Genomic DNA, 24028 nt, shown 5'->3' on the forward strand with positions numbered 1-24028 from the left:
AGGATCCTCCGGGCCTCTGGCCTTTGTAGCGGGGACAGGATTTGAACCTGCGACCTCTGGGTTATGAGCCCAGCGAGCTACCGAGCTGCTCCACCCCGCGTCGGTGACTGAACAGTAGCACGAACGCGGGGTGGAACGGAAAACGGTTGCCGCAGCTCAGCGGGCTACGGCTGCGGAGCGGGCGATCCGGTGCCGGTGGCGCCCGGGCTCGGGGTGCCGGCCGGGGCGGGCGCCGGGCTGCCGCCGCGGGCCGCCTCGGCCGCCTTCAGCGCGTCGCCGAGCGCCTTCTGGGCGTTGCCGTAGGCCACCCAGTCGCCGTTCTTGAACGCGGTCTGGCTGTCGTTGTAGGCCTTCCCCGCGTCCGTGAGCGCCTTCTGCAGCTCCGGCGAGATCGTCCCGCCCGGCGCCGGAGTGGCCGGCGAGGTGGGCGCGGGCGTGACCGGCGAGGTCGGCGAGGTCGGCGTGGTCGGGGCCGTCGGGGCGGTGCCGCTGCCCGGGTTGGACGGCGCCACCGGCGTGGCCGGCGGGGCCTGCCCGGCGAACAGCTTCTTCAGCGCGGCCTCCAGGGTGTCCTCGAACGCCACGTTGTCGTCCCCGTACACCGCCAGGACCTTCTGCAGCGTCGGGTACTTGGCGCCGCGTCCACGCACGTACACCGGCTCGACGTTGAGCAGGCCGCCGCCGACCGGCAGGGTCAGCAGGTTGCCGTACTCCAGCTCGGTGTCGCCGCCGCTCTTCAGCGCGAAGATCTGGTTGGCCACCTCCTGGCGGGAGTTGAACTTCGACTGCACCAGGCCGGGGCCGGGGGCGCCCGACTCGCCGGTCATCTTCAGCAGGCGGATCTTCCCGTAGTCGTCGCCCGGGTCCGCGTTGACGGCCAGGAACGCCGCCAGGTTGGGACGGCCGTTGGGCACGAAGGTGCTGGTGAGCGAGAAGCTCGCGCCGGCGGCGTCGGGCATCCGGACCGTCACGTAGTACGGCGGCTGGACCTGCTTGGTGTCGCTGGTCGGGTCCACCGGGACCTGCCAGATGTCACTGCCGTTGAAGAAGGAGTTGGAGTCGGTCACGTGGTACTGGCCGAGCAGGTCGCGCTGCACCTTGAACATGTCCTGCGGGTAGCGCAGGTGCGGCAGCAGCGACTGCGGGATGTCCGCCTTCGGCTCGACGGTGCCGGGGAAGGCCTTCATCCAGGTCTTCAGCACCGGGTCCTTCTCGTCCCACTGGTAGAGCTTCACCTCGCCGGTGTAGGCGTCCACCGTGGCCTTGACCGAGTTGCGGATGTAGTTGACCTGGTTGGCGACGGTCAGCAGCTCACCGCGCTGGTTGGTCAGCGAGTCCTTGGTGGCGGTGCCCAGGGTGGTCTTCGAGGAGAACGGGAAGCCGTCCGAGGTGGTGTAGCCGTCCACCACCCACACCACGTGGCCGTTCTGCACGACCGGGTACGGGTCGGCGTCGATCGACAGCCACGGCGCGACCTTCTCCACCCGCTCCTTGGGCGTCCGGTTGTAGATCACCTTGGCGCCGTCGGTGATCGCCCCCGCGTAGAGGATCTGCGGCTCGGCGAAGCGCACCGCGTACGCGGCCCGGGTGATCGGGTTGTCCAGCGAGACACCGCCGTCACCGGTGTACGTGTACTCCACGTTCTGACCGGTCTTGGTGTCGGTGTAGTCGATCTCCTTGTTCGAGCCGCCGACGATCGAGTACGTCGTCGTCTTCTCGCCGTAGTAGACCCGCTGCTGGTAGTCGCCGAGCCCGCCGGTGGCCGGCAGGCCGGACTCGGTGAACACCGGCCCGCCCTTGTCGTCGACCTGGTTGCCCTTGGCGACGGCCGCGCCGTAGCCGTGGGTGTACTTGAAGTGGTCGTTGATCCAGTTGCGCTGCACGCCGTTGAGGTCCAGCTCGCGCAGGCCGATCACGGTGTCCTGCTTGGTCGCGCCGCTGCCGTAGCGGTCCACGTCCAGCGTGCTGGGGAAGGCGTAGTAGTTGCGCTGCTGCTCCAGCGACTGGAACGTCTGCGACACGATGTTCGGGTCCAGCAGCCGGACGTCAGCGATGGTCTGCGCGTCGGGCTTGAGCGCGTCGGCGGTGGTCGACCCCTGCGGGCTGTACGGCGTGGTCTGCGCGTCGGCGATCCCGTACGCCTGCCGCGTCGCGTCGATGTTCTTCTGGATGTACGGCGTCTCCTTGGCCTGCTCGTTCGGCTTGACCTGGAACTGCTGCACGATGGCCGGGTACAGGCCGCCGATCAGCACCGCCGAGAGCACCATCAGGCCCAGCCCGATCAGGGCCGGCGCCCAGGTGCGGCGGATCGGGGTCAGGAAGAACAGCACCGCGCAGATGATCGCGACGAAGAACAGGATGGTCTTGGCCGGCAGGAACGCGTTGGCGTCCACGTAGCGCAGGCCCGTCCAGCCCGAGACGCCCTTGTACGAACCGGTCTTGACCGCCAGCGCGTACCGGTCCAGCCAGTAGGCGACGGCCTTCAGCAGCACGAAGACGCCCAGCAGCACCGCCAGGTGCCCCTGCGCCCCCGCGCTCGCCCGCCGGCCCGGTCCCTGCAGCCGCAGGCCCCCGTACAGGTAGTGCACCAGCGCCGAGGTCAGCAGCGAGACGATCACCGCGCTGAACGCGAAGCCGAGCACGAACTCGTAGAACGGCAGGTCGAAGGCGTAGAAGGAGACGTCCATGCCGAACTGGGCGTCCTTCTCCCCGAAGGACGTCGAGTTGGTCCACATCAGCCAGGTCCGCCACTGGCCGGACGCCGCGGCGCCCGCCACCAGCCCGATCACCAGCGAGACGCCGATCAGCGCCCAGCGCTTGAACGGCGCCAGGCCCGCGCGGTAGCGGTCCAGGCTCTGCTGCTCCACCGACATCGCGGACAGCGGCGGCCGCAGCCGGTGCGCCAGCCAGATGTTGAAGCCGACGATCGCCGCCATCAGCAGGCCGAACACCGCGAACAGCCCGATCTTCGTCCACAGCTGGGTGGTGAACACCGAGGAGTAGTGGACCGACCTGAACCACAGCCAGTCCGTCCAGAAGCCCGCGAACATGACGAACAGCAGGAACAGCACCGCGAGTACGCCCAGGGTCAGCAGGGCCACCCGCGCCCGCCGCGAGGGCGGACCCACCCTTCGCCGGAAACCCGGCCCTGAGCGTTCCGGCATCTGGAATACCACGGTGGCACCTCAGCTGTGTCGTCTGGATATCGGTCGGTCGTCAGAGCAACTTAACCAGGCTTTGGCCGAGTTCCCACCGTTAGCAGACGGTTACGACGCAGCCCCTCCCCCGGCCGTCTCCCCCGGGCCGTACCCCAGCCGTACCCCGGTGCGGCCCGCGCCACCCCACCTCCGGCCGGGCCGCCCGGCGAGCGCGCCCCGCCCGGCGTGTGAGGATTGAGGCATGTCCGACGCGCCTGATCTGAACAACTCCCCCGACGACGTCTCCAAGCTCCCGGCCGCCTCCCCGCTCACCCGGGCCGCGCTGGAGATCGACGAGTACGCCGCCACCCTCGGCTGGGACCTCCCGGCCCGGCTGTTCGCCCTGGTGGACAGCGCCGCCCTGCGCAAGGCCGACCCGCGGATCGCCAAGCAGCTCGGCCTCGCCGACAGCGACGAGCCCGGCCTCACCCCGGTCGAGCAGGACGAGCTGCCGGCCGGCATGGAGCTCGACAAGTTCCTCGGCACCATCGCCTGGCCCGCCGCGGTGGCCGGCTGCGCGCTGGTCGTCGAGCGTCTGATGCTGCCCCCGGGCGCCGAACAGTCCCGTCCGCGCGGTGCCAGCGACGCCCAGCTCGCCGAGTGGGTGGCCAACCACCCCAAGCGCGAGGAGGTGCGGATCACCGCCGCCGTGCTGCGCGACGGCCGGAAGGAGATCGCCCTGCGGCTGCGCTCCAAGGACGTCGCCCGCGAGGTGCTGACCGGCCCGGACCTGGTGCCCGGCCTGACCGAAGCGCTGCTGGCGACCTTCTCGTAACGCCTCTCGGGGGCCTCCGCGCGCCCTTGCGCCGAGGGCTACTTGGCGCAGGAGGGCAGCGCGGAGGCCTGCCCGGAGCGGATCTGCTCCAGCGACTTCAGCGCGCCGTCCAGGGTGTCCGTCTTGACCAGGGTCAGCCCGGACGGGATGTTCTTGGTGGCCTCGGCGCAGTTCGAGGACGGGGTGAGGAAGTACTCGGCCCCGGCGTCCCGGGCGGCGATCAGCTTCATCGATATGCCGCCGATCGGGCCGACCTTGCCGTCGTCGTCGATGGTGCCGGTGCCCGCGACGAACCGGCCGCCGGTCAGGTCGCCGCCCGGGGTCAGCTTGTCGATGATGCCGAGCGAGAACATCAGGCCGGCGCTCGGGCCGCCGACGTCCTGCAGGCCGATGTCGATCTGGAACGGGTAGGTGTGCCGGATCCCGGTGCCGATGCCGACCACCGCGAGCTCGGCCCGCTCGGCCGGGGCCTTCGGGTCGAGGTCCTTGGCCCGGACGGTCGGGACGGCCACGTCCGTCCTGGTGCCCGGCGTCGCGGCGACGTTTCCGGCCGCGTCCTTGACCCGCGGCACGACGGTGAAGACCACCGACTCGCCCGGCTTGTGCTTGACGACCGCCGCGACCACCTGGTCCACCGAGGCGACCGGGGCGCCGTCGACGGCGACGATCTGGTCGCCCGCGTGCAGCTTGCCCTCGGCCGGGGCTCCGGCGGTGACCGACTTGACGATCAGATCGCTGCCGACCGGGACGCCGAGCTGCTTCAGGGCCGCGGTGCGGGCGCTGTCCTCGGAGGAGGCGAACTCCTCGGCGTTCTGCTTCTTGGCCTCGGCGTCCGACTGCCCCTTCGGGTAGACGTTGTCGTGCGGCACCACCAGCACGTCGTCGCGCAGCCAGCCGACCACCGCGTTGACCAGGCTGGGCTCGTACTTGGCCCCGGTGACCTGGACGGTCGTCATGTTGAGGTGCCCGGTGGTCGGGTAGGACTCGTGCCCCGAGACGCTGATCACCGGCTTGCCGCCCTGGTTGCCGAGCGTGTTGTACGTCGGCCCCGGGCTCATCTCCGTGTACGGCACCTTCATCAGCACCGAGACGCAGAGCAGCGCTATGAGCAGCAGGGTGGCAGCGAGCATCGTCGCGGAGCGGCGTGGCATGCCTCGACAGTACGGGACGCGGGTGACGGGGCGCCCGGCGGGCTACCGGCCGGAAGGCTCGCCCGGGCCCGCGGCCCCGGCGGTGGTGCGTTCCATCGCGGCCATGAAGCGCCGGTGTTCGGCGAGTGAGGCCGGGTCCCCGGTGGCCCGCGGGGCCCGTTGGGCCCACCCCGCCCAGAGGGCCGCGGCCAGGACGGCGACAACCGGAATGATCAGCCAGGCGAGCGCACCCATGTCAGTACTCCCAGCTCGTCGTGTCTATGAGCAGATTAACCACCCCGGCGGACAACGCGGACGGCGCCGTCCGGGTTACGGGACGGCCGATCGGCTCACTTCCAGGGAGTATTCGGGGCGTCGCCGCGAACCCGTTCGAGTGAGGCACCGGCGAGCCTGCCCCGACGGACGCGCGGGATGTGCGGACGGTTCCGCGGTGCGCGGGACGTGCGGACGGTTCCGCGGTGCGCGGGACGTGCGGACGGTTCCGCGGTGCGCGGGCCGGTCTCAGCAGCCGCCGGCGCCGACCCACTCCTCCTCGCCGTCGGCGAAGACCTGGTGCTTCCAGATCGGCACCTCGTGCTTGAGGTCGTCGATCAGCCGGCGGGCGGCCGCGAAGGCCTCGCCGCGGTGGGCGCAGGAGACCGCGACGATCACGGCCTTGTCGGTGATCTCCAGCCGGCCGACCCGGTGGACCGCGGCGAGCGCCCGGACCGGGAAGTCGGCGACCACCTTCTCGGCGATCCGCCGCATCTCCTGCTCGGCGGTGGGGTGGCAGCTGTACTCCAGCGCGGACACCGACTTGCCGCCGTCGTGGTCACGGACCGTCCCGACGAAGACGGTGGTGCCGCCGGCCGCGTCGTCGCCGACCGCCTCGTACACCTCGTCCAGCGAGAGCGGGGTGTCGCGGATGGCGAGCAGACGGATGGGGTCGTGGTTCTCGGACATGACCCCATGATTCCTCATCGGGGACGGTCGGAGGCAAGTGTCTTCCGCATCACGATGTGGAAATTTCGCATCGTGAGAAAAGGCGCCCGATCGGCCGATCGATCGACGCCGTGCTCCGCCGACCCGGGGCAGGACCGGAACCCTCCCCCGGCCCGGGTCAGAACCGGCGCCGCTTGCGGGCCCGGCGCACCAGCGCCGCCGTACCGACCAGCGCCACCGTCGCCCCGGCCGCCCCCAGGCTGGTCGCGGCCTCCTTGCCGCCCAGCCGGCGCCCGGCCACCGCGTGCTTGCCGGACACCTGGGCCAGCAACTCGGCCAGCACCTGCTCGTTGGTGTGCGCCGGACGCCAGCCCGCCTCGTGCAGCCGGCTGCCGGACACCACCCACGGGTACATCGTGTACGCCAGGTCCCCGGCCGGTGCCGGGGTCAGGCCCAGCCGGTGCAGCCGGGCCGCGGTGCCGAGCGCCAGCGCGGCCGGCAGCTCCATCCGCCGGATCCCCGACAGCCGCTCCACGTCCTCCTGCTCCAGCCAGCCGTCGCAGCCGACCGTCACCTCGCCCTCGACCAGGCCCAGCGCCGCGTACTCCAGCGCCGCCGCCAGGTCGTCCACGTGGCAGAACTGCCAGCACGGGCGGGAGCCGGCCACCACCAGCAGCCGGGGCGCCTCGAAGTGCCGGGTCAGCACGGTGTCCACACCGGGGCCCACCACCACGGCCGGGCGCAGCACCGTCACCTGCAGCCCGGGGTGGGCGCGTGGCGCGCGGCGGGCCAGCCGCTCGATCTCCAGCAGGTCCCCGACCAGCGAGGCCTCCTCGGTCGCCCGCAGCTCGGAGTCCTCGGCCAGCGGCACCTCGTTGTCGGCCAGCGCGCCGTAGACCATGGCGGAGGTGCACAGCACGACCCGGTGCACCCCGGCGGCCGCGGCCGCGGTCAGCACCGTCTGGGCGCCGCGCACGTTGTAGGCGCTGCGGGCCCGCGGATCGGACTCCATGCCGAAGTCCATCGCGAGGTGCACCACCACGTCGACCCCGGCCAGCCGCTCGGCCACCGCCGGGTCGCGCACGTCGAGCACCCGCCACTGCACGCCGGGGACCTCGCCGCGGCGGTCGTCCACCGCCAGGACCTTCTTCACGTGCGGGGAGGCGACCAGTCGCGCCGCGACCCGCTCCCCCAGCACTCCCGCGGCGCCGGTCACCGCCACGGTCAGCGGCCGTCCGCCGTAGGCTGGAGGCGGCGACGCCGTGGTGTCCGACGCCTCCTCTCCTCCGGTCAGCCCAGAGCGAACGTCCGAGGGCGGGGAACTCACCGGCCATCCTCCACGGTTAGCTTATGTGCGTACGGACGTGTGTCACGTACGTCCATCCTGCCCGAGGCGAAGGCCCGGCGGTGCACCCGGCGCGGGCCAGCCGCGCGGGAGCCGCCCCCGAGTCCCCGACTCCGCCACCGCCCCGGGCGCTGATTTCCCCGCCACACCGCATGACGGCCGACCGGATCGAGGACCCCGTGAGCGACCTTCCCTTCGGATTCGGCGTTCCGCCCGAGGAGCCCGAGGACGGCAAGGCCAAGCCCGACGACGCGCAGAAGAAGAAGGACCAGGAGCAGTCCGGCTCCGGCCCGCAGCCGTTCGGCTTCGGCGGGGGCAACCCCTTCGGCGCGATGTTCGGCCTGCCCGGCGCCCCGGGCGGCGCCGGCGGCGACAACCCCTTCGCCGCGATGTTCGGCGGCATGAACCCGGGCGACCTCGGCGCCGCCTTCCAGCAGCTCGGGCAGATGCTCTCGTTCGAGGGCGGCCCGGTGAACTGGGACCTCGCCCAGAACATCGCCCGCCAGACCGTGGTCGCCGAGCCCGCCGAGGGCAAGAGCAAGGACCGCTCGGTCAGCGCCTCCGAGCGCTCCGCCGTCGCCGAGGCCGTCCGCCTGGCCGACCTGTGGCTCGACGGCGCCACCGAGTTCCCCTCCGGCGCCGGCACCGCCGTCGCCTGGAGCCGGGCCGAGTGGATCGAGGCCACCCTCCCGGTCTGGAAGGACCTGGTCGACCCGGTCGCCGAGCGGGTCGGCAACGCCATGGGCGGCGTGCTGCCCGAGGAGATGCAGGCCATGGCCGGCCCGCTGATGGGCATGATGCGCTCCATGGGCGGCGCCATGTTCGGCACCCAGATCGGCCAGGCGCTCGGCGCCCTCGCCGCCGAGGTGGTCGGCTCCGCCGATGTCGGCCTGCCGCTCGCCCCGGCCGGCAAGGCCGCGCTGCTGCCGCAGAGCGTCGCCGAGTTCGGCGAGGGCCTGAGCGTGCCCGCCGACGAGGTCCGCCTCTACCTCGCCCTGCGCGAGGCCGCCCACCAGCGGCTCTTCGCCCATGTGCCGTGGCTGCGCGCCCACCTGCTGGGCGCCGTGGAGGCCTACGCCCGCGGCATCAAGGTCGACACCTCCCGGATGGAGGAGCTGGTCGGCCAGCTCGACCCGAGCAACCCCGAGGCCCTGCAGGAGGCACTGGCCGGCGGCCTGCTCCAGCCCGAGGACACCCCCGAGCAGAAGGCCGCGCTCGCCCGCCTGGAGACGGCGCTCGCGCTGGTCGAGGGCTGGGTGGACGCCGTCGTGCACGCCGCCGCCGAGCCGCACCTGCCGCAGGCCGGGGCGCTGCGCGAGACCGTCCGCCGCCGCCGCGCGGCCGGCGGGCCCGCCGAGCAGACCTTCGCCACCCTGGTCGGCCTGGAGCTGCGCCCGCGCCGCCTGCGCGACGCCTCCCGGCTCTGGGCGCTGCTCGCCGACGCCCGCGGCGTCGAGGGCCGCGACGCGCTCTGGGAGCACCCGGACATGCTGCCCACCGCCGCCGACCTGGACGACCCGGACGCCTTCGTGCACCGGGGTGCCGCGGGCGACCTGGAGGGCGGGTTCGACTTCGACGCGCTCGACAAGCTGCTCGGCGAGGCCGCGGCCGGCAAGCCCGACCTCACCAAGGGTCCCGACCGCACCGAGGGCGGCGACCGGCCGGAGCACGACGGCACCGACACCGACGGGAAGGGCGAGCCCACCGCATGACCGACACCGGGACGTCCGCGTCCACCCTGCACGCGGACGCCGTCCGCACCCTGTCCGGGTGGCGGCCGGCCGACGAGGACCAGGAGCTGCTGCGGCTCGACTACCTGGACCACCTGACCGCGCAGCCCGAGGGCCTCTACCGCTCCTGCCTGCCCGCGCACATCACCGCGAGCGCGGCGGTCGTCGACCCGGCGGCCGGGCGGGTACTGCTCACCCTGCACCCCAAGGTCGGCATGTGGCTGCAGATGGGCGGGCACTGCGAACCGGAGGACCGCGACCTCGCCTCGGCCGCGCTGCGCGAGGCCGTCGAGGAGTCCGGCATCCCCGACCTGGTCCTGCTGACGGAGGACGGCGCCCCGGTGCCGGTCAAGCTGGACCGCCACCAGGTCCGCTGCACCGGCAAGGACCGGCCGGAGAACACCCACCTGGACGTCCAGTACATCGCGCTGGCCCCGGCCGGCGCCCAGGCGCTGATCAGCGAGGAGTCGCTGGACCTGCGCTGGTTCGACTACGACCGGCTGCCGGAGCTCACCGACCACTCGGTGCGCGACCTGGTGGCCCGGGCCCGGCGGCTGACCGGCTGAGGTGTGACGTCGAAAGGGGGCGCGGGCCGCATCGGCCCGCGCCCCCTTCGCGTCGTCCTCCGGTCGGTCCCGCCGGTCCTCAGCCGCAGGAGGCGCCCGGGTCCGGCCCGGGGTCGGCGTGCCGGGCGCCCGGGATGTGCGGCAGCCGGGCCGCCGAGACCACGCCCTCCAGGTAGCCCCGGGCCCGCTCGGTGCGGGGGTAGGCCTCCAGCAGCGCCCAGAACGCGGGCCCGTGGTCCGGCACCAGCAGGTGCGCCAGCTCGTGCAGCAGCACGTAGTCCAGCACGTACTCGGGCATGCCCTGGAGGCGGTGGGAGAGGCGGATCGTGCCCTCGCTCGGGGTGCAGGAGCCCCAGCGGGAGTTCTGGTTGGTGACCCAGCGGACCTGGCTGGGGTGGGCGCGGTCGTCCAGGTAGGCGGCCGACAGCTCGCGGGCCCGGGCCATCAGGGCCTCGTCCCCGGGGATCCGCCGGGACTCCTGGGCGGCGAGCTTCTCCAGCATCTGCGCGACCCAGCGCTGCTCCTCGGCGTGCGACATCCGGGCCGGGATCAGCACGACGGTGCGGTCGCCCTCGCGGTAGGCGGAGACCGTACGGCTGCGGCGGGCGCTGCGCCGCACCTCGACCCGGCCGCGGTCGTGCGGCTCCGGGGAGACCGCCCCGACGGGCGGGTGCTGCGGCGGCTGCTGCTCGGCGTACCGCTGGTCCGGACGCCCGCGCGTGTTCGGCGCCGCGATCTGTGACCCGGACGCGGCACGGGCACGCCGACGCGACGCCGGTGGATGGGAGTCCCGCTCGGCTGCCATGGCACACGACGTTACCCGGTGGCACGGACAGAAGTCCGCTGCCATGGCCGGAATCTTTCATGGAGTGATCGCGAACGAAAAGTCGACGGCGGGTGTCCGGAATCCGACGCCGGGGAGGATCCCCAGTTATCCACAGGGCGTGCGAACCGATGTTCTGATCATGCGTACGGGCCTGTGGACAACTTTCGGCACACCGTCCGGGCGATGGGGCATGCTGCGGTCAGTCGTCCGGAAACGATCGGAAGGGAGATCGCCGTGCGCCTCGCTCTGAAGCCCGCCCTGTCCCGCAGCTGGCGGGACTCCGAGACCCTGCAGTTCGGCACCGTCACGAGCCACGCCGGGGTGCTCGGCAACGCCGACCCGGCCCTGTGCGAGTTCCTCGGACTGCTCGACGGAACGCGCGACCGGCCCGCGCTCGTCGAGGCCGGTGAGCGGATCGGGCTCGGCCGCGAGCCGGCCGACACCCTGCTGACCGAGCTCGCGGAGACCGGCCTGCTGGACGACGCGGAGGCCGCCGACCGGGCGCTGGCCCGCTTCCCCCAGCCGCACCGGGAGCTGCTCGGGCCCGACCTCGCCTCGCTCTCCCTGGTCCACTCCGGCCCGGGCGCCGCACCGGCGGTGCTGGCCCGCCGGGCCGACGCCCGGATCGAGGTGCGCGGCGCGGGCCGGGTCGGCGCCGCCGTGGCCGCCGTCCTGGCCGCCGGGGGCACCGGCACGGTCACCGTCACGGACGGCGGCCGGGTGGCACCGGGCGACTGCTCGCCTGCGGGCCTGCCGCCCGGGGACGTCGGGCGGCTGCGCGCGACGGCCGCCCGGGAGGCGGTGCACCGGGCCGCGGGCCGTCCCCCGGGGCCCGCCCCGCGCCGCCGGCCGGGCGACCCACCGCCGGACTTCGTCGTCCTCGCGCCCCGGGACGGCAGCGCCGCCTTCGCCGGCGGGACGTACGAGGCCCGGCTGCTGCTCCGGGCCGGGGTGCCGCACCTGTACGTGGGCGTGGTCGAGGAGTTCGGCGTCGTCGGGCCGCTGGTGGTCCCGGGGAGGTCCGCCTGCGGGCACTGCCTGGTGCTGCGGCGGGAGGACGAGGACGCGGCCTGGCCGCGGGTGCTGGCCCAGCTGGCCCACGAGGGCCCGGGGCGGGCCCCGACGCCGGCCTGCGACACCGCCCTGGCGACGGCGGTCGCCGGGCTGGCCGCGTTGCACGTCCAGCTGCACCTGGACGGCGGCCGCCCGCCGAGCGTGGACGGCTGGTGCGAGGTGTCGGCGAGCGACGGGATGGCCCGGCGGCTGCGGCTGCGGGGGCATCCGGACTGCGGGTGCCTGTGGCAGCCGGCCCCGCCGGGGTGAGCCGCCCGGCCGCGGTGGGGCCGCGCTACCGAGGTGGGGCCGCGCCGCCGGGGCGGGCCTCGCCGCCGGGGAACGCCGAAGGCCGGCGCCCCCACGGGCACCGGCCTTCCAGGTCGTCCTCACCGCCGGCCTCACCGCCGGCCTCACCCGGCGGCCACCGCCTGCTCGGCCGGCTCCTCGGCCCGCGCTACCTTGCGGTCCCGCATCACCAGGGTGGCCAGCAGGGCCGCCGCCAGCACACCGATCGCGCTGACCGTGAAGGTCGTGGTCATCGCCCCGGTGAACGCCTCCCGGGCGGTGCGGACCAACCCGGCGTCCCCGCCGGCGATCGCCAGCGCCCCGGCGATGGAGTGCTTGGCCTGCTCCGGCGTCCCGGCCGGCATCCCGCCCGCGAAGCCGCTCGACAGCAGCGAGCCCAGGATCGCGATGCCGAGGGCGGTGCCCGCCTGCTGGATGGTGTCGTTCAGCGCCGAGCCGACGCCCGCCTGCTCCGGCGGGATCGTCCCCATCAGCGCGCCCACCGCGGCCGGCATCGCCAGGCCCGCGCCGAGGCCGAGCAGCCCGAGCGCGACCGCCGGGACGGTGAAGCCGGTGTCGGCCGAGACGGTGGTCAGCAGCGCGAACGAGGAGGCCATGACGAGCATCCCGGCGAGGATCAGCAGCCGGTTGCCGAGCGTCGCCGCCAGCTTGGCGCCGACCCCGTTGCCGAGCAGCGCCGCGACGGCCAGCGGCAGGAACGCCAGGCCCGCCTTGACCGGCGAGTACCCGAGCACGAACTGCAGGTACTGGGTGAGCACCAGCAGCAGCCCGCCGTTGCCGATCTGCACCAGGGTCAGCGAGAGCGAGCCCCCGCTGAAGTTGCGGGCCTTGAAGAGCGCCAGCGGCACCATCGGCGCGGCTGTCACGTTCTCCCAGACCACGAACCCGACGATCGAGGCCACCGCGACGACCAGGGTGACCAGCGAGCGGCCGGCGAAGGCGCCGTGCTGCGGGATCTCGATGATCCACCAGACCAGGGCGGTCATGCCGACGGCCGACAGCACCGCGCCGAGCGGGTCGGGCTTCTGCCACGGGCCCTTGGACTCCGGCATCAGCAGCAGGCCCGCCAGCACCGCCAGCGCCACCACCGGGACGTTGATGAAGAAGATCGAGTGCCAGGAGAAGTGGTCGATCAGCACACCGCCGAGCACCGGGCTGCCGACCAGCCCCAGCATCGCCACCGAGCTCCAGGCGGCCATCGCCTTGTTGCGCTCGTCCTCGTCGAAGACGGTGATGAGGATCGACAGCGTCGAGGGCATGATCAGTGCCCCGCCGACCCCCATCGCGACCCGGGCGGCGATGACCTCGCCGGGGTTGGTGCAGAAGCTCGCCGCGAACGACGCCGCCCCGAAGAGCAGCAGGCCGATGATCATGATCTTCCGGCGCCCGAAGCGGTCACCGAGGCTGCCGGAGGTCAGCAGCAGGCCGGCGAAGACCAGGACGTAGGAGTCGAGGATCCACTGGGTGTCCTGGGCGGTCGCGCCGAGGTCGGCGGTCATCGCGGGCACCGCCACGGTCAGGGCCATGCTGTCGACCACCAGCACCAGCGAGCTCAGGCAGAGCACGATCAGGATCCACCAGCGGTGCGGGTTCCGGACCCCGGACCCGGTCACATCGTCGACTGACATCAGTCACCCCTCCCATCGGCGCACACCGTTCCTTCGGTGCGCACTGCGTTCCGTCGATGCGAACACTGTACGCACAGCGGAACGGTGTGCGCAACCATCGACTCCTGTACGCTCGATGCGAACGGTGTACGCACCACAGAGGAGGAGTCGCCCATGGCCACCCGAAGCACCCCGGTCCCGTCCGTCTGGGCCCGTCAGCAGCGCGAGCCCGACCAGCCCGCGCTCAGCCGGGACGGAATCGTCCGCGAGGCGGTCGTGATGCTGGACGCCGAGGGCGTCGAGGCCCTGAGCATGCGCAAGCTCGCCGCCCGGCTGAACGCGGGCGCCACCTCGCTCTACCGGCACGTGGCCACCAAGGACGAGCTGATGGAGCTCGCCGTGGACGAGGTCTTCGGCGAGATGGCCCTGCCGCCCGCCGACAGCCCCGACTGGCGCGCCGCCGCCACCGAGGCCGCCGAGGCGTTCCGGGCGACGGCCCTGCGCCACCCCTGGCTCTCCTCCGTACTGGGCCAGGCCGGCCTCGCCTACCTCGGCCCCAACCTGGCGTCCTACGGCGAGCGGCTGACCGCCTTCTTCGACGCCGTCGGATTCCCCGATCCGATCCGGGCGATCGACACGCTCATCTCCTACGTCGTCGGGGTGAGCACCACCGAGGCGGCCTGGCTCACCACCGTCGCGCGCTCCGGCGAGACCGAGGCCGAGTTCATCGCCCGCCTGATGCCCGCCGCCCAGCAGGCCAGCGCCGACTACGCCCACCTCGCCGACGCCTACGCGGCCGCCGCCGCGATCCCCGATCCGGTCGAGGTACGCGACGCCAAGTTCACCTACGGCCTGGAGGTCGTCCTGGACGGCCTCGCCCTGCGCCTGCCCCGCTGATCCCGGCCGGCCGGACCTGGGGCGCGTCTCGCGGATCCGTGCCGGGTCCACGGCGTTGGGGCACGCACCTCGCCGCGGCCTGATCCGACAAGATCCACAAGACACGCCCAAGCCGCCCAAGTCCTCGCAAATGGGACCCCGTTCCCCGCCCCGCCTCGCGGAATTCCGGCGGGCCCGGGGCGGGGAACGGGCACAATGGCGTAGTGATGGTCGGCCGTCCGGTGTCGGGGGGCCATGAATTGGAGGCCCGGGTGAGCGATCTTCCGCGCAAGGCAGTGACCCGCACGGCACGGCTCGCCGCCCTGCCGCTGGGGATAGCCGGTCGCGCCACGCTCGGCCTCGGCAGGCGCATCGGCGGCCGCTCCGCCGAGGTGGTCACGGCCGAGCTCCAACAGGCCACCGCCGACCAGCTGTTCAAGGTGCTCGGCGAGCTCAAGGGCGGGGCGATGAAGTTCGGGCAGGTGCTGTCCGTCTTCGAGGCCGCGCTGCCCGAGGAGGTCGCCGGTCCGTACCGGGCGGCGCTCACCAAGCTGCAGGACGCCGCGCCCCCGATGCCCGCCGCCAAGGTGCACACCGCGCTCGCCCAGCGGCTCGGGAACGACTGGCGCGAGCTGTTCCTGGAGTTCGACGACCGGCCCGCGGCCGCGGCCTCGATCGGCCAGGTGCACCGGGCGGTCTGGCACGACGGCCGGCAGGTCGCGGTCAAGGTGCAGTACCCGGGCGCGGGCGACGCGCTGCTCGCGGACCTCTCACAGCTGAGCCGGGTGGCCTGGCTGCTGGGCCCGCTGATCCCCGGGCTGGACATCAAGCCGCTGATCACCGAGCTGCGCGAGCGCGTCTCGGAGGAGCTGGACTACGAGCTGGAGGCGCAGGCCCAGCGCCGGCACGCCGAGGAGTTCGCGGGCGACCCGGACATCCTGGTGCCGGTCGTGGTGGCCCAGGCCGACCAGGTGCTGGTCACCGAGTGGATGGGCGGCACCCCGCTGGCCGAGGTGATCGCGCGCGGCACCCAGGAGGAGCGCGACCGCGCCGGGCAGCTGCTGGCCCGGTTCCTGTTCGCCGGCCCGTCCCGGACCGGTCTGCTGCACGCCGACCCGCACCCGGGCAACTTCCGGCTGCTGAAGGACGACGGCCCGGTGTCCGGCTGGCGCCTGGGCGTGCTGGACTTCGGCACGGTGGACCGGCTGCCCGGCGGGCTGCCCGCGCCGATCGGGGCCTCGCTGCGGATGGCGCTGGCCGGGGACGCGGCGGGCGTGCTGAAGATGCTGCGCGAGGAGGGCTTCGTGAAGCCCGCGATCCAGCTGGACCCGGACGCGGTGCTGGACTACCTGCTGCCGATCATCGAGCCGGCCGCGGTGGAGAACTTCCACTTCACCCGGGCCTGGATGCGCGCCCAGGCGGCCCGGATCGCCGATCCGCGCTCGCCCGCCTACAACCTGGGCAAGCAGCTGAACCTGCCGCCCGCGTACCTGCTGATCCACCGGGTGACGCTGAGCACCATCGGCGTGCTCTGCCAGCTGGGCGCCCAGGCGCCGTTCCGCGCGGAGATGCTGGAGTGGCTCCCCGAGTTCTCCGACCGGCCGCAGCGGCCCCGCGGCGCCCGGAAGGCCCCGCAGGCCCGGAAGACCGAGGAGGCCCGACAGCCGCAGCAGGCCGGGCAGCCGCCGCGGCAGCCGAGGGCCCGCAAGGGCACCGGCGGCGCCGAGAGCTGACGGACCTCCCGCGCCAACGGCCGCAGGCCGCTCCCCGATGACGGGGGGCGGCCTGCGGCACGACGGGGGTGAAGCGGGAGGGCCCGGAGGCCCGCGGGCGTTACATCAACGCCACGGCGAGGGCCTTGCGGGCCCGCATCGAGGCCCGCTCGGCCCGCTGCTTGAGCCTGCGGGCCCGGACGACCCGGCTGACGAGCCGTTGGTTCTCGGCCTCGTGGAGCCTGTCTTGCATATGGGCCCGGGCCAGGGATTCATGGATGAGTTGCATTTCGAGGATCCTGTTCTGGGTCTGACGTTCGGTGGCCTGCGTTGCGCGGGCGGTGGGATCGGCGGCGGCGGGGATCATGTCGTGGTCCTGCTCGTGGTGCGTGCTCGGGAACGGGGTACGGGCTGCGGCGTCGGCCTTGGCGGCGGCGATCCGCACGGAACGGCGGAGGGCGCTGTCCAGCGGGGGCTGCTCTCCCCGGCGGACGACCCTGGCCTGCTCGGCGGGGTTCACGCCATGACCTCGGTCTTGCGCGGGCGGCCACGCGGCCGCTTGCGGGCCACGACGACACCCTGGACGAACAGCTCGCCGCCCCAGACGCCCCACGGCTCACGCCGCTCCAGCGCGCCGGTCAGGCAGGAGTCCTTCACCGGGCAGGTGCCACAGAGGGACTTCGCGTACTCGACGTCGGCGGGCGTCTCGGCGAAGAAGACCTCGGGGTCGAAGGCGCGGCACGGGATGGGGAGACCGAGAGCCTCGGCCTGCTCGATGGAGCTGATCTGCATGGAAGGAACCTCCGGGGGGTCGGCCTGGTCGGCCTTGGTGATCTGGCTTGTCGGCGGTACGGACGGGGTGGGCGGTGTGATGACCGTGGACACTGTGGGCGTCTTCCTCGTCTTCTCAGTGGTTCCGGCCCAGTGGACTGGTGGTGCTGGGCCGGAGGCCCCGGAGGGCCTGGGTTGGTCTTGCGTACCGGACAAAACAGAAGGGCCGCAGATCCCGGTGGTGACGGGTTCCGCGGCCCTGGAGGGTCCGACCTGAGGTTGGCTCAGGTTCGTTCTCTCCAGGGTTCAGGCCCGCGGAAGGCCCGCATCCGGATGGCCTCGGCGCCGGCGAAGGCGGCCATGGCCTGGTTGATCAGCTGCTCGTTCTGCTTCTGGGGGTTTCCGGCACCGATGACCCGCGCATAGCCGCCATGAATGGCAGCGGCTACGGCCGCCTTCGGTGCCTGGGTCGGTCGCTCGTCGCGCGGGGAGCGCGGCGTGCCGAACGACGCCCAGTCGCCGGACAGACCGGTCTCGACAACGGTGGCTTCGACGCTTCCGCTGCCCGTGAGGCACAGATCAGTGTGTCCAAGACCACTGACAACGGGGGCGACGGAGACACCGGTGGTGTCGAGACCCAGACCGGTTCCACCGAGCTCGGCGAGCGCCCGCAGACGGGCGGCACGCAGGGAGGCAGCGACAACGGTCTGGCCAGTCATTTTGGTGATCATGATGTTTCCCACTGTCTTCGCCTCCTCTCGGCGTCTCGCGGAGCCAGGTTTCCCCGGCCCCGAATGTTCGGATGTCTGTCTCGGTGAAGCTGTTGGGCGCAGGGGATTCGGCACAGGTGTGACCCCGTGCGATCGCGTCCCCTTGACCGCCCCGGCAGGCTATTGCGCTCCCGGTACGCCGCGCAAACTATTTTTCGCGGCGAGTTCCACGGCGTGCTCCACAGCCGGATTCGAAGTCCCCGAGCAGTCCCCTGGACCGCGCCCGTGCCGGCTCACGCCGGATCGACCGGACCGTCGTCCTCGACGCCGTCCGGATCCTCCTCGGGCTCCTCCCCCGCACACAACGAGAGCACGGCTGCCCCGTACTTGTCCAGCTTCATCGCACCGACCCCCGAGATCGAGGCCAGTTCGCCGCGGCTGGCCGGCACGTCCTCGGCGATCGCCATGAGCGTCGCGTCGGTGAACACCACGTAGGCCGGGGCGCCCTGCTTCCTGGCCTGGCCGGCGCGCCACTCGCGCAGCCGCTCGTAGAGCCCCTCGTCCATCGTGGACGGGCAGCCCTCGCAGCGGCGCAGCTTGCGCTCGACGGCGTCGGTGAGCGCCTTGTCGCAGACCCGGCACTTGACCGGGCCGCGGACCCGCCGGGCGGCGGAGCGCTCGCCGGGCTCGACGCCCCCGCGCCCGCCCCGCGCGCCGGTCCGCGCGCCGGGGGCGGCGGAGCCGGGGCGCAGCCCGTCGAGGAAGCGGGTGGGCTTGCGGCTCGCGCGCCCGCCCGGGGAGCGGGAGAGGGCCCAGGAGAGGCTGAGGTGCTTGCGGGCCCGGGTGACGCCGACGTAGAGCAGCCGGCGCTCCTCCTCGACCTGCTCGTCGGTCTTGGCGTAGATGATCGGCAGGGTGCCCTCGGTGAGGCCGACCAGGAAGACGGCGTCCCACTCCAGGCCCTTGGCGGCGTGCAGGGAGGCGAGGGTGACGCCCTCGACGGCGGGGGCGTGCTGGGCGGCTGCGCGGGCGTCGAGCTCGGCGACGTAAGCGGCGAGGTCGGTGTCCCGCCCCTCGGCGGCCCGGGTGCGCTCGAACTCCTCGGCGAGCCGGACGAGGGCCGCCAGGGACTCCCAGCGGTCGCGGACGGCGCCGGAGCCGGCCGGGGGCTCGGCGGTGAAGCCGCGGGTGGCGAGCACCGCGCGGACCTGTCCGGCGAGGTCGGGGGCGCCGTCGGTGAGCGGGTCGGAGGCCGCGCGGGCGGCGCCGCGCAGCAGCACCCCGGCGTCGCGGACCTCGGGGCGCTCGAAGAACCGCTCGGCGCCCTTGAGCTGGTACGGGAGGCCGAGGTCGGCGAGCGCCTGCTCGTAGACCTCGGACTGGCCGTTGGTGCGGAACAGGACGGCGATCTCGCTGGCCCGCACGCCGGCGGCGAGGAGGTCCTTGATCCGGCGGGCGGTGGTCTCGGCCTCGGTCGGCTCGTCCTCGTACTCGGTGTAGACCGGCTCGGGGCCGGCCTCCCGCTGGGAGACGAGTTCGAGGCGGTGGCGGGCGGCCTCGCCGCGGGCCTGGGCGAGCAGTCCGTTGGCGAGGTGGACGACCTGCGGCGTCGAGCGGTAGTCGCGGACGAGCTTGACCACCGTCGCGTCGGGGTGGCGGCCGCGGAAGTTCAGCAGGTAGTCCGGGGTGGCGCCGGTGAAGGAGTAGATGGTCTGGCTGGCGTCGCCGACCACGCACAGGCTGGCGCCGCCGTCGGGGCCGGTCCACCGGTCGAGCAGGCGCTGCTGGAGCGGGGAGACGTCCTGGTACTCGTCGACGGTGAAGTGCCGGTACTGGGAGCGGACCTGGTCGGCGATGTCCGGGCGGTCCTCCAGGATGGCGGCGGTGAGCAGCAGCACGTCCTCGAAGTCCATGCTGCCGCGGCGGCTCTTGGCCTCCTCGTAGACCCGGTAGACCTGGGCCGTCTCGGCCGGGTCCCGGGGGGCCTCGCGGCCGGACTTGGCGACGGCGGCCGGGTAGTCCTCGGGCGCGATCTGGGTGACCTTGGCCCACTCGATCTCGGCGGTGAGGTCGCGCAGTTCGGTGCGCTGGACGCGCAGGCCGCAGCGGCCGGCGGCCTCGGCGACGAGCTGGACCTTGCGTTCGAGGAGCTGGGGGACGGGGCCGCCGACGGCGCGGGGCCAGAAGTACTGGAGCTGGCGCAGGGCGGCGGCGTGGAAGGTGCGGGCCTGGACGCCGTCGGCGCCGAGCTGGCGCAGGCGGCCGCGCATCTCGCCGGCGGCGCGGGCGGTGAAGGTGACGGCGAGGACCTGCTGGGGGGTGTAGACGCCGCTGCGCACCCCGTAGGCGATCCGGTGGGTGATGGCCCGGGTCTTGCCGGTGCCGGCGCCGGCGAGGACGCAGACCGGGCCGTGCAGGGCGGTGGCGACGGCGCGCTGTTCGGGGTCGAGCCCGGCGAGCACGGCGTCCGGGCCCGTGGCGGCGCCGGGGTCGGCCCACTGGGAGGCGTGGGGGCCGTCGTAGGGGCTGCCGCTCAAGAGGTCTTCCTGCATGCGTTCCATCTTCTCAGCCCGGTGGGACAACGCGGGCGGGGTTGTCCACAGGCCCGGTGTGATCGCAGGATGATCGCTCCGCAGCGCGGTCCGGCGGGCCGGAATGCCCGCCGTCCGGTGGACGTTCCCTCCGGAGACCGTTCGCACCTCTCTTTCGAAGGAGTCCCCTCGATGTCGGGCACCGTGACGATGTACAGCACGACCTGGTGTGGCTACTGCAACCGGCTCAAGAGCCAGCTGGACCGTGAAGGCATCGGCTACACCGAGATCAACATCGAGGAGGACCCGGCGTCGGCGTCCTTCGTCGAGTCCGTGAACAACGGCAACCAGACGGTGCCGACCGTGCTGGTGACGCCGGTGGGCGGCGGCGAGCGGGTCGTCATGACCAACCCGAGCCTGCTGCAGGTCAAGAAGGCCCTGGCGGCCTGAGCCGGCCGGTCCGTCCCGGCCGGCGCGTCACGGCGCGTCGGCCCGGGCGGGGTCGACGGGCGCGGCGGGCGCGGGCAGGGTGGTGCGCGCGCCGAGGTCGCCGACGCCGTACACCAGCCGGCTGCGGTCGGCCGAGTAGCGGGTCTCGATGACCCGCACCGGCCCGCGCCGGTCGTAGGTGACGCGGGTCTGCACCATCAGCGGCACGCCGGGGCCGCCCTGGAACCACTGGGCCTCCTCCGGGCCGGGCATCCGGGCCACCAGGTGGTCCACGGCGCCGATCTCGACCCGGCCGAGGGCGGCGAGCACGGCCTCGTCCCCGCCCTCGACGGGGTCGGGTTCCATCAGCGGGGTGCCGGCGGCGAGGCCGGCCCGGTAGTGGCTCTCCTCGATGGAGTACGGCTCCCGGTCGAGCAGCCGCAGCTGGCGGCGGACCACGATGGCCTCGCCGGGGCGCAGTCCGAGCCGTTCGGCGATGTCGACCCGGGCCCGGACGATCATCATCTCGAAGTCGGTGCCGAGTTCCCGCCCGGCTTCGGCCGCCTCGCCGAGGTAGACGGCGGAGGGCCCGGCCAGGCAGTCGCGCGGCGCGGGGGCCGGCGCGGGCCCGAAGGCCCGGTGGTCCAGCACGGGGTGTTCGCGCAGGTAGGTGCCCTTGCCCTGGAGGCGGACCAGCCGGCCCTCGTTGACCAGGACGTCGACGGCGAGGCGGACGGTGTTGCGGGCGACGCCGTACTGGCGCTCCAGTTCGCTCTCGACCGGCAGGGCGGCTGCGGCGGTGAACTCGCCCTCGGCGATCCGACGGCGGAGGTCGGCGGCGAGGCGCTGGTATTTGGGGGATTGGGCGGTGCCCCGGGGGATTGTCACCCGAGTGAATCTAGCGAGCGCGGTGACACGGTTTCAGCCGTTTCCGGCAATGTCGTCCGTGTGGGTTGACGACGGGGCCGACCGAGTGCCTCCCGGTAGCAGAACTGGCCCGTCCGGATACGAACATCCGGTGGTGAGGAATTCGGAAAGGGATTGGAAAGGAACAAGGGGGCGCACGGCATAGGCCGCACGCCCCCTTTCCCGCCGAATTACCAGCGCGCCGCCGACGGCAGCGGCTCGCCGTACCAGAGCTCCACCAGGTGCCGCGCGATCGAGATGCCGGACGGCGGCAGGATCTCGCCCGCCTCCATCCCGGCCCGCAGCTCCTCCCGGGAGAACCAGCGCGCCTCGGCCAGCTCCTCGCCGTCCACGGTGATCTCGGTGCCGCCAGGCAGCGCCTTGCCCGAGAAGCCCAGCATCAGGCTGGACGGGAACGGCCACGGCTGGCTGGCGACGTACCGCACCTCGCCCACCCGCACGCCCGCCTCCTCGTGCACCTCGCGGGCCACCGCCTGCTCGATGGACTCGCCCGGCTCGACGAAGCCCGCCAGGGTCGACCAGCGGCCCTCCGGCCACAGCGCCTGACGGCCCAGCAGGCAGCGGTCCTGCTCGTCCGTGATCACCATGATCACCGCCGGGTCGGTGCGGGGGTAGTGCTCGGCCGCGCAGGAGGTGCAGCGCCGCACGTGCCCGGCACCGGCCTTCTCGGTCGGGTGGCCGCAGCGGGAGCAGAAGCTGTGCAGCCGGTGCCAGTGCTCCAGCGCGACGGCGTGCACCAGCAGCCCGGCGTCGCGGTCGGACAGCATCGCGCCGACCTCGCGCAGCCCGGCCGGACGGGCGTCGCCGTCCAGCCGCCCGGGCAGGCTCTCGCCGGCCAGCGCGAAGTACGAGACGCCGTCCTCGTCGGTGCCGAGGAAGTAGCGGTCCCCGGTCTGCGGCGCCTCGAAGGAGGGCAGCAGCACCAGCTCGGTGCCCTGCGCGGTGTCGACCACGAACGCCTCACCGCCGGCGATCGGCAGCACCCGGGTGGCCGGGTGGCTCCAGGCGGCCGCCAGCCAGGGCTCGTCGAACCGGTGCTCGGCGGCCCGGTCCACCCCGGCCCGGGCCAGTGCCAGGTGCGTCGGGCGCTCGGTCTCAGGCACGGTGCTCACGTCGTTCCATCCCCACGTGGTGAATCATCCGGATGAGTGATCTGACCGCCTCGCGGCGGGCCCCGTTCACGCGCCCGGCCGGAAGTTCTCGGCCAGGTCGCCCCACAGGTACGCGGCGGTCTCCACGCCCTTGGCGAGCAGGTCGAGTTCGACCTTCTCGTTGACGGAGTGCCACCCGTCCGAGGGCACCGAGATGCCGAGGAACAGCACCGGCGCGCCCAGCACGTCCTGCAGGTCGGCGGCGGGGCCGGAGCCGCCCTCGCGGGTGAAGAGGATCTTCTGCCCGAAGGCCCGGCCCATCGCCCGGACGGTGGACTGCAGCGCCGGGTGGTCCAGCGGGGTCAGGCAGGGCCGGGTCGCGCCGGGGAAGACCAGCTCGTACCGGACGCCCTCGGGCACCTGCTCGGCCACCCAGGCCCGGACCGCGTCGCGGACCTTCTCCACCTCCTGTCCGGCGACCAGCCGGAAGGACAGCTTGAGGTGCGCCGACGCCGGGACGATGGTCTTGCCGCCGGGGCCGGTGTAGCCGCCCCAGATGCCGTTGACCTCGGCGGTCGGGCGGGCCCAGATCCGCTCCAGGGTGGAGTAGCCGGCCTCGCCGCGGGTGCCGTACGACTTGGCCACCCGCAGCCACTGCTCCTCGTCGAAGGGCAGCTCGGCGAACAGCTCGCGCTCGCGGTCGGTCAGCTCGATCACGCCGTCGTAGAAGCCCGGGACCGCCACCTTGCGGTCGGCGTCGTGCAGGGCGGCGGCCAGCTCGGCCGCGACCTGGGCCGGGTTGGGGACGGCGCCGCCGAAGGAGCCGGAGTGGATGTCGGTGTCCGGCCCGTACAGGTCGATCTGGGCGTCGGCGAGGCCGCGCATGCCGGTGCAGACGGTCGGCGTGGACGCCGACCACATGCCGGTGTCGGAGATGACGACCACGTCGGCGGCCAGCCGGTCGGCCTCGCGGCGGACCAGGTCGGCGAAGTTCGGCGAGCCGGACTCCTCCTCGCCCTCGATCAGCAGCTTGAGGTTGACGGCCGGCGCGGTGCGGCCGGTCGCGGCCAGGTGGGCGCGCACGCCCAGGGTGTGGAAGAACACCTGGCCCTTGTCGTCGGCGGCGCCGCGCGCGTACAGCCGGTCGCCGACCACGGTCGGGGTGAACGGCTCGGTGTCCCAGCCGTCCTCCTTCGCGGCGGGCTGCACGTCATGGTGGCCGTAGACCAGGACGGTCGGCGCGGACGGATCCCCGGAGGACCACTCGGCGAACACCGCCGGCAGGCCGTCGGTCTCCCACACCTCGGCCACCGGGAAGCCGGTGTCGAGCAGCTTGGCCGCCAGCCACTCGGCCGAGCGCCGCACGTCGCCGGCGCGGTCCGGGTCGGCGGAGACCGAGGGGATGGCCAGCCACTCGGAGAGGTCGGCGAGGAAGGCGGCCTGGTGCGAGTCGATGTAGGAACGGACGGCGCTGTCCGGGGTTCTCGTCATACCGACGACT

General features: G+C 73.3%; 21 protein-coding genes and 1 tRNA gene. 7 read left to right on the forward strand and 15 right to left on the reverse strand.

Going from position 1 to position 24028, the window contains the following annotated elements; all coding sequences use genetic code 11:
* Positions 1 to 26: 26 nt before the first annotated feature.
* Both ACYP53_RS04355 and ACYP53_RS04360 read right to left on the reverse strand, forming a co-directional pair.
* A tRNA-Met gene (locus ACYP53_RS04355) sits at positions 27 to 100 on the reverse strand.
* Between the two features lie 64 nt (positions 101 to 164).
* Positions 165 to 3164: a UPF0182 family membrane protein gene (locus tag ACYP53_RS04360; protein WP_189915644.1), complete on the reverse strand. Its 3000-nt coding sequence runs from the start codon at positions 3162 to 3164 to the stop codon at positions 165 to 167.
* 235 nt (positions 3165 to 3399) lie between these two features.
* On the opposite strand from ACYP53_RS04360, the gene ACYP53_RS04365 reads away from it, so the two are divergent.
* On the forward strand, positions 3400 to 3972 hold the full coding sequence (locus tag ACYP53_RS04365; RefSeq protein ID WP_189915643.1) for a PPA1309 family protein: 573 nt from the start codon (positions 3400 to 3402) through the stop codon (positions 3970 to 3972).
* A gap of 38 nt (positions 3973 to 4010) precedes the next feature.
* Here ACYP53_RS04365 and ACYP53_RS04370 read toward each other — a convergent pair whose 3' ends face one another.
* From ACYP53_RS04370 to ACYP53_RS04385, 4 genes are all read right to left on the reverse strand, one after another.
* Positions 4011 to 5123: a YlbL family protein gene (locus tag ACYP53_RS04370; protein WP_189915642.1), complete on the reverse strand. Its 1113-nt coding sequence runs from the start codon at positions 5121 to 5123 to the stop codon at positions 4011 to 4013.
* Between the two features lie 42 nt (positions 5124 to 5165).
* Positions 5166 to 5357, reverse strand: coding sequence for a hypothetical protein (locus ACYP53_RS04375; RefSeq protein WP_189915641.1), 192 nt, complete (start codon positions 5355 to 5357; stop codon positions 5166 to 5168).
* A 267-nt stretch (positions 5358 to 5624) separates the two neighbouring features.
* Complete coding sequence (locus ACYP53_RS04380) at positions 5625 to 6065, reverse strand: molybdenum cofactor biosynthesis protein MoaE (RefSeq protein ID WP_229928514.1); 441 nt, start codon at positions 6063 to 6065, stop codon at positions 5625 to 5627.
* Between the two features lie 157 nt (positions 6066 to 6222).
* Positions 6223 to 7371 (reverse strand): NAD-dependent epimerase/dehydratase family protein, encoded by a 1149-nt coding sequence (locus tag ACYP53_RS04385; RefSeq protein ID WP_373313701.1) that lies wholly within the window; start codon positions 7369 to 7371, stop codon positions 6223 to 6225.
* 197 nt (positions 7372 to 7568) lie between these two features.
* On the opposite strand from ACYP53_RS04385, the gene ACYP53_RS04390 reads away from it, so the two are divergent.
* Both ACYP53_RS04390 and ACYP53_RS04395 read left to right on the forward strand, forming a co-directional pair.
* Positions 7569 to 9101 (forward strand): zinc-dependent metalloprotease, encoded by a 1533-nt coding sequence (locus ACYP53_RS04390; RefSeq protein WP_459646672.1) that lies wholly within the window; start codon positions 7569 to 7571, stop codon positions 9099 to 9101.
* Positions 9098 to 9685: an NUDIX hydrolase gene (locus tag ACYP53_RS04395; RefSeq protein WP_189915638.1), complete on the forward strand. Its 588-nt coding sequence runs from the start codon at positions 9098 to 9100 to the stop codon at positions 9683 to 9685. The genes ACYP53_RS04390 and ACYP53_RS04395 overlap by 4 nt, the downstream gene beginning before the upstream one ends.
* 79 nt (positions 9686 to 9764) lie before the next feature.
* On the opposite strand, the gene ACYP53_RS04400 is transcribed toward ACYP53_RS04395, so the two are convergent.
* Positions 9765 to 10490 carry a M48 metallopeptidase family protein gene (locus ACYP53_RS04400; RefSeq protein WP_189915637.1) on the reverse strand — a complete coding sequence of 242 codons (726 nt, stop codon included), beginning with the start codon at positions 10488 to 10490 and terminating at the stop codon, positions 9765 to 9767.
* A 255-nt stretch (positions 10491 to 10745) separates the two neighbouring features.
* On the opposite strand from ACYP53_RS04400, the gene ACYP53_RS04405 reads away from it, so the two are divergent.
* Positions 10746 to 11834 (forward strand): TOMM precursor leader peptide-binding protein, encoded by a 1089-nt coding sequence (locus tag ACYP53_RS04405; protein ID WP_189915636.1) that lies wholly within the window; start codon positions 10746 to 10748, stop codon positions 11832 to 11834.
* Positions 11835 to 11977: 143 nt separating this feature from the next.
* Here the strand turns inward: ACYP53_RS04405 and ACYP53_RS04410 are convergent, their stop codons facing one another.
* Positions 11978 to 13501 (reverse strand): MFS transporter, encoded by a 1524-nt coding sequence (locus ACYP53_RS04410; protein WP_189915635.1) that lies wholly within the window; start codon positions 13499 to 13501, stop codon positions 11978 to 11980.
* 153 nt (positions 13502 to 13654) lie between these two features.
* Between ACYP53_RS04410 and ACYP53_RS04415 the strand changes: the two genes are divergently transcribed.
* Complete coding sequence (locus ACYP53_RS04415; RefSeq protein WP_459646673.1) at positions 13655 to 14377, forward strand: TetR/AcrR family transcriptional regulator; 723 nt, start codon at positions 13655 to 13657, stop codon at positions 14375 to 14377.
* Positions 14378 to 14628: 251 nt separating this feature from the next.
* Positions 14629 to 16089 carry an ABC1 kinase family protein gene (locus ACYP53_RS04420; protein WP_189915633.1) on the forward strand — a complete coding sequence of 487 codons (1461 nt, stop codon included), beginning with the start codon at positions 14629 to 14631 and terminating at the stop codon, positions 16087 to 16089.
* A gap of 100 nt (positions 16090 to 16189) precedes the next feature.
* On the opposite strand, the gene ACYP53_RS04425 is transcribed toward ACYP53_RS04420, so the two are convergent.
* The 4 genes from ACYP53_RS04425 to ACYP53_RS04440 all read right to left on the reverse strand — a co-directional run bounded on the left by ACYP53_RS04425 (position 16190) and on the right by ACYP53_RS04440 (position 20110).
* On the reverse strand, positions 16190 to 16588 hold the full coding sequence (locus ACYP53_RS04425; RefSeq protein WP_189915632.1) for a hypothetical protein: 399 nt from the start codon (positions 16586 to 16588) through the stop codon (positions 16190 to 16192).
* On the reverse strand, positions 16585 to 16953 hold the full coding sequence (locus ACYP53_RS04430; protein WP_373313700.1) for a WhiB family transcriptional regulator: 369 nt from the start codon (positions 16951 to 16953) through the stop codon (positions 16585 to 16587). Before ACYP53_RS04430 ends, ACYP53_RS04425 begins: the two co-directional genes overlap by 4 nt.
* 170 nt (positions 16954 to 17123) lie before the next feature.
* Entirely contained in the window at positions 17124 to 17570 is a 447-nt protein-coding gene (locus ACYP53_RS04435; protein WP_459646674.1) for a hypothetical protein, read from the reverse strand.
* Positions 17571 to 17842: 272 nt separating this feature from the next.
* Entirely contained in the window at positions 17843 to 20110 is a 2268-nt protein-coding gene (locus ACYP53_RS04440) for an ATP-dependent DNA helicase UvrD2 (RefSeq protein WP_459646675.1), read from the reverse strand.
* Between the two features lie 162 nt (positions 20111 to 20272).
* Here ACYP53_RS04440 and ACYP53_RS04445 point away from each other — a divergent pair, with 162 nt between their 5' ends.
* Positions 20273 to 20530 (forward strand): mycoredoxin, encoded by a 258-nt coding sequence (locus ACYP53_RS04445; RefSeq protein ID WP_030236313.1) that lies wholly within the window; start codon positions 20273 to 20275, stop codon positions 20528 to 20530.
* A gap of 27 nt (positions 20531 to 20557) precedes the next feature.
* On the opposite strand, the gene ACYP53_RS04450 is transcribed toward ACYP53_RS04445, so the two are convergent.
* The 3 genes from ACYP53_RS04450 to ACYP53_RS04460 form a co-directional block, all read right to left on the reverse strand.
* Positions 20558 to 21397: a GntR family transcriptional regulator gene (locus ACYP53_RS04450; RefSeq protein WP_189915628.1), complete on the reverse strand. Its 840-nt coding sequence runs from the start codon at positions 21395 to 21397 to the stop codon at positions 20558 to 20560.
* Positions 21398 to 21606: 209 nt separating this feature from the next.
* Entirely contained in the window at positions 21607 to 22548 is a 942-nt protein-coding gene (gene nudC / locus ACYP53_RS04455) for an NAD(+) diphosphatase (protein WP_189915627.1), read from the reverse strand.
* 66 nt (positions 22549 to 22614) lie between these two features.
* Complete coding sequence (locus ACYP53_RS04460; RefSeq protein ID WP_459646676.1) at positions 22615 to 24018, reverse strand: dipeptidase; 1404 nt, start codon at positions 24016 to 24018, stop codon at positions 22615 to 22617.
* Positions 24019 to 24028 lie beyond the last annotated feature (10 nt).

The sequence above is a fragment of the Kitasatospora sp. Ki12 genome (assembly GCF_054601375.1).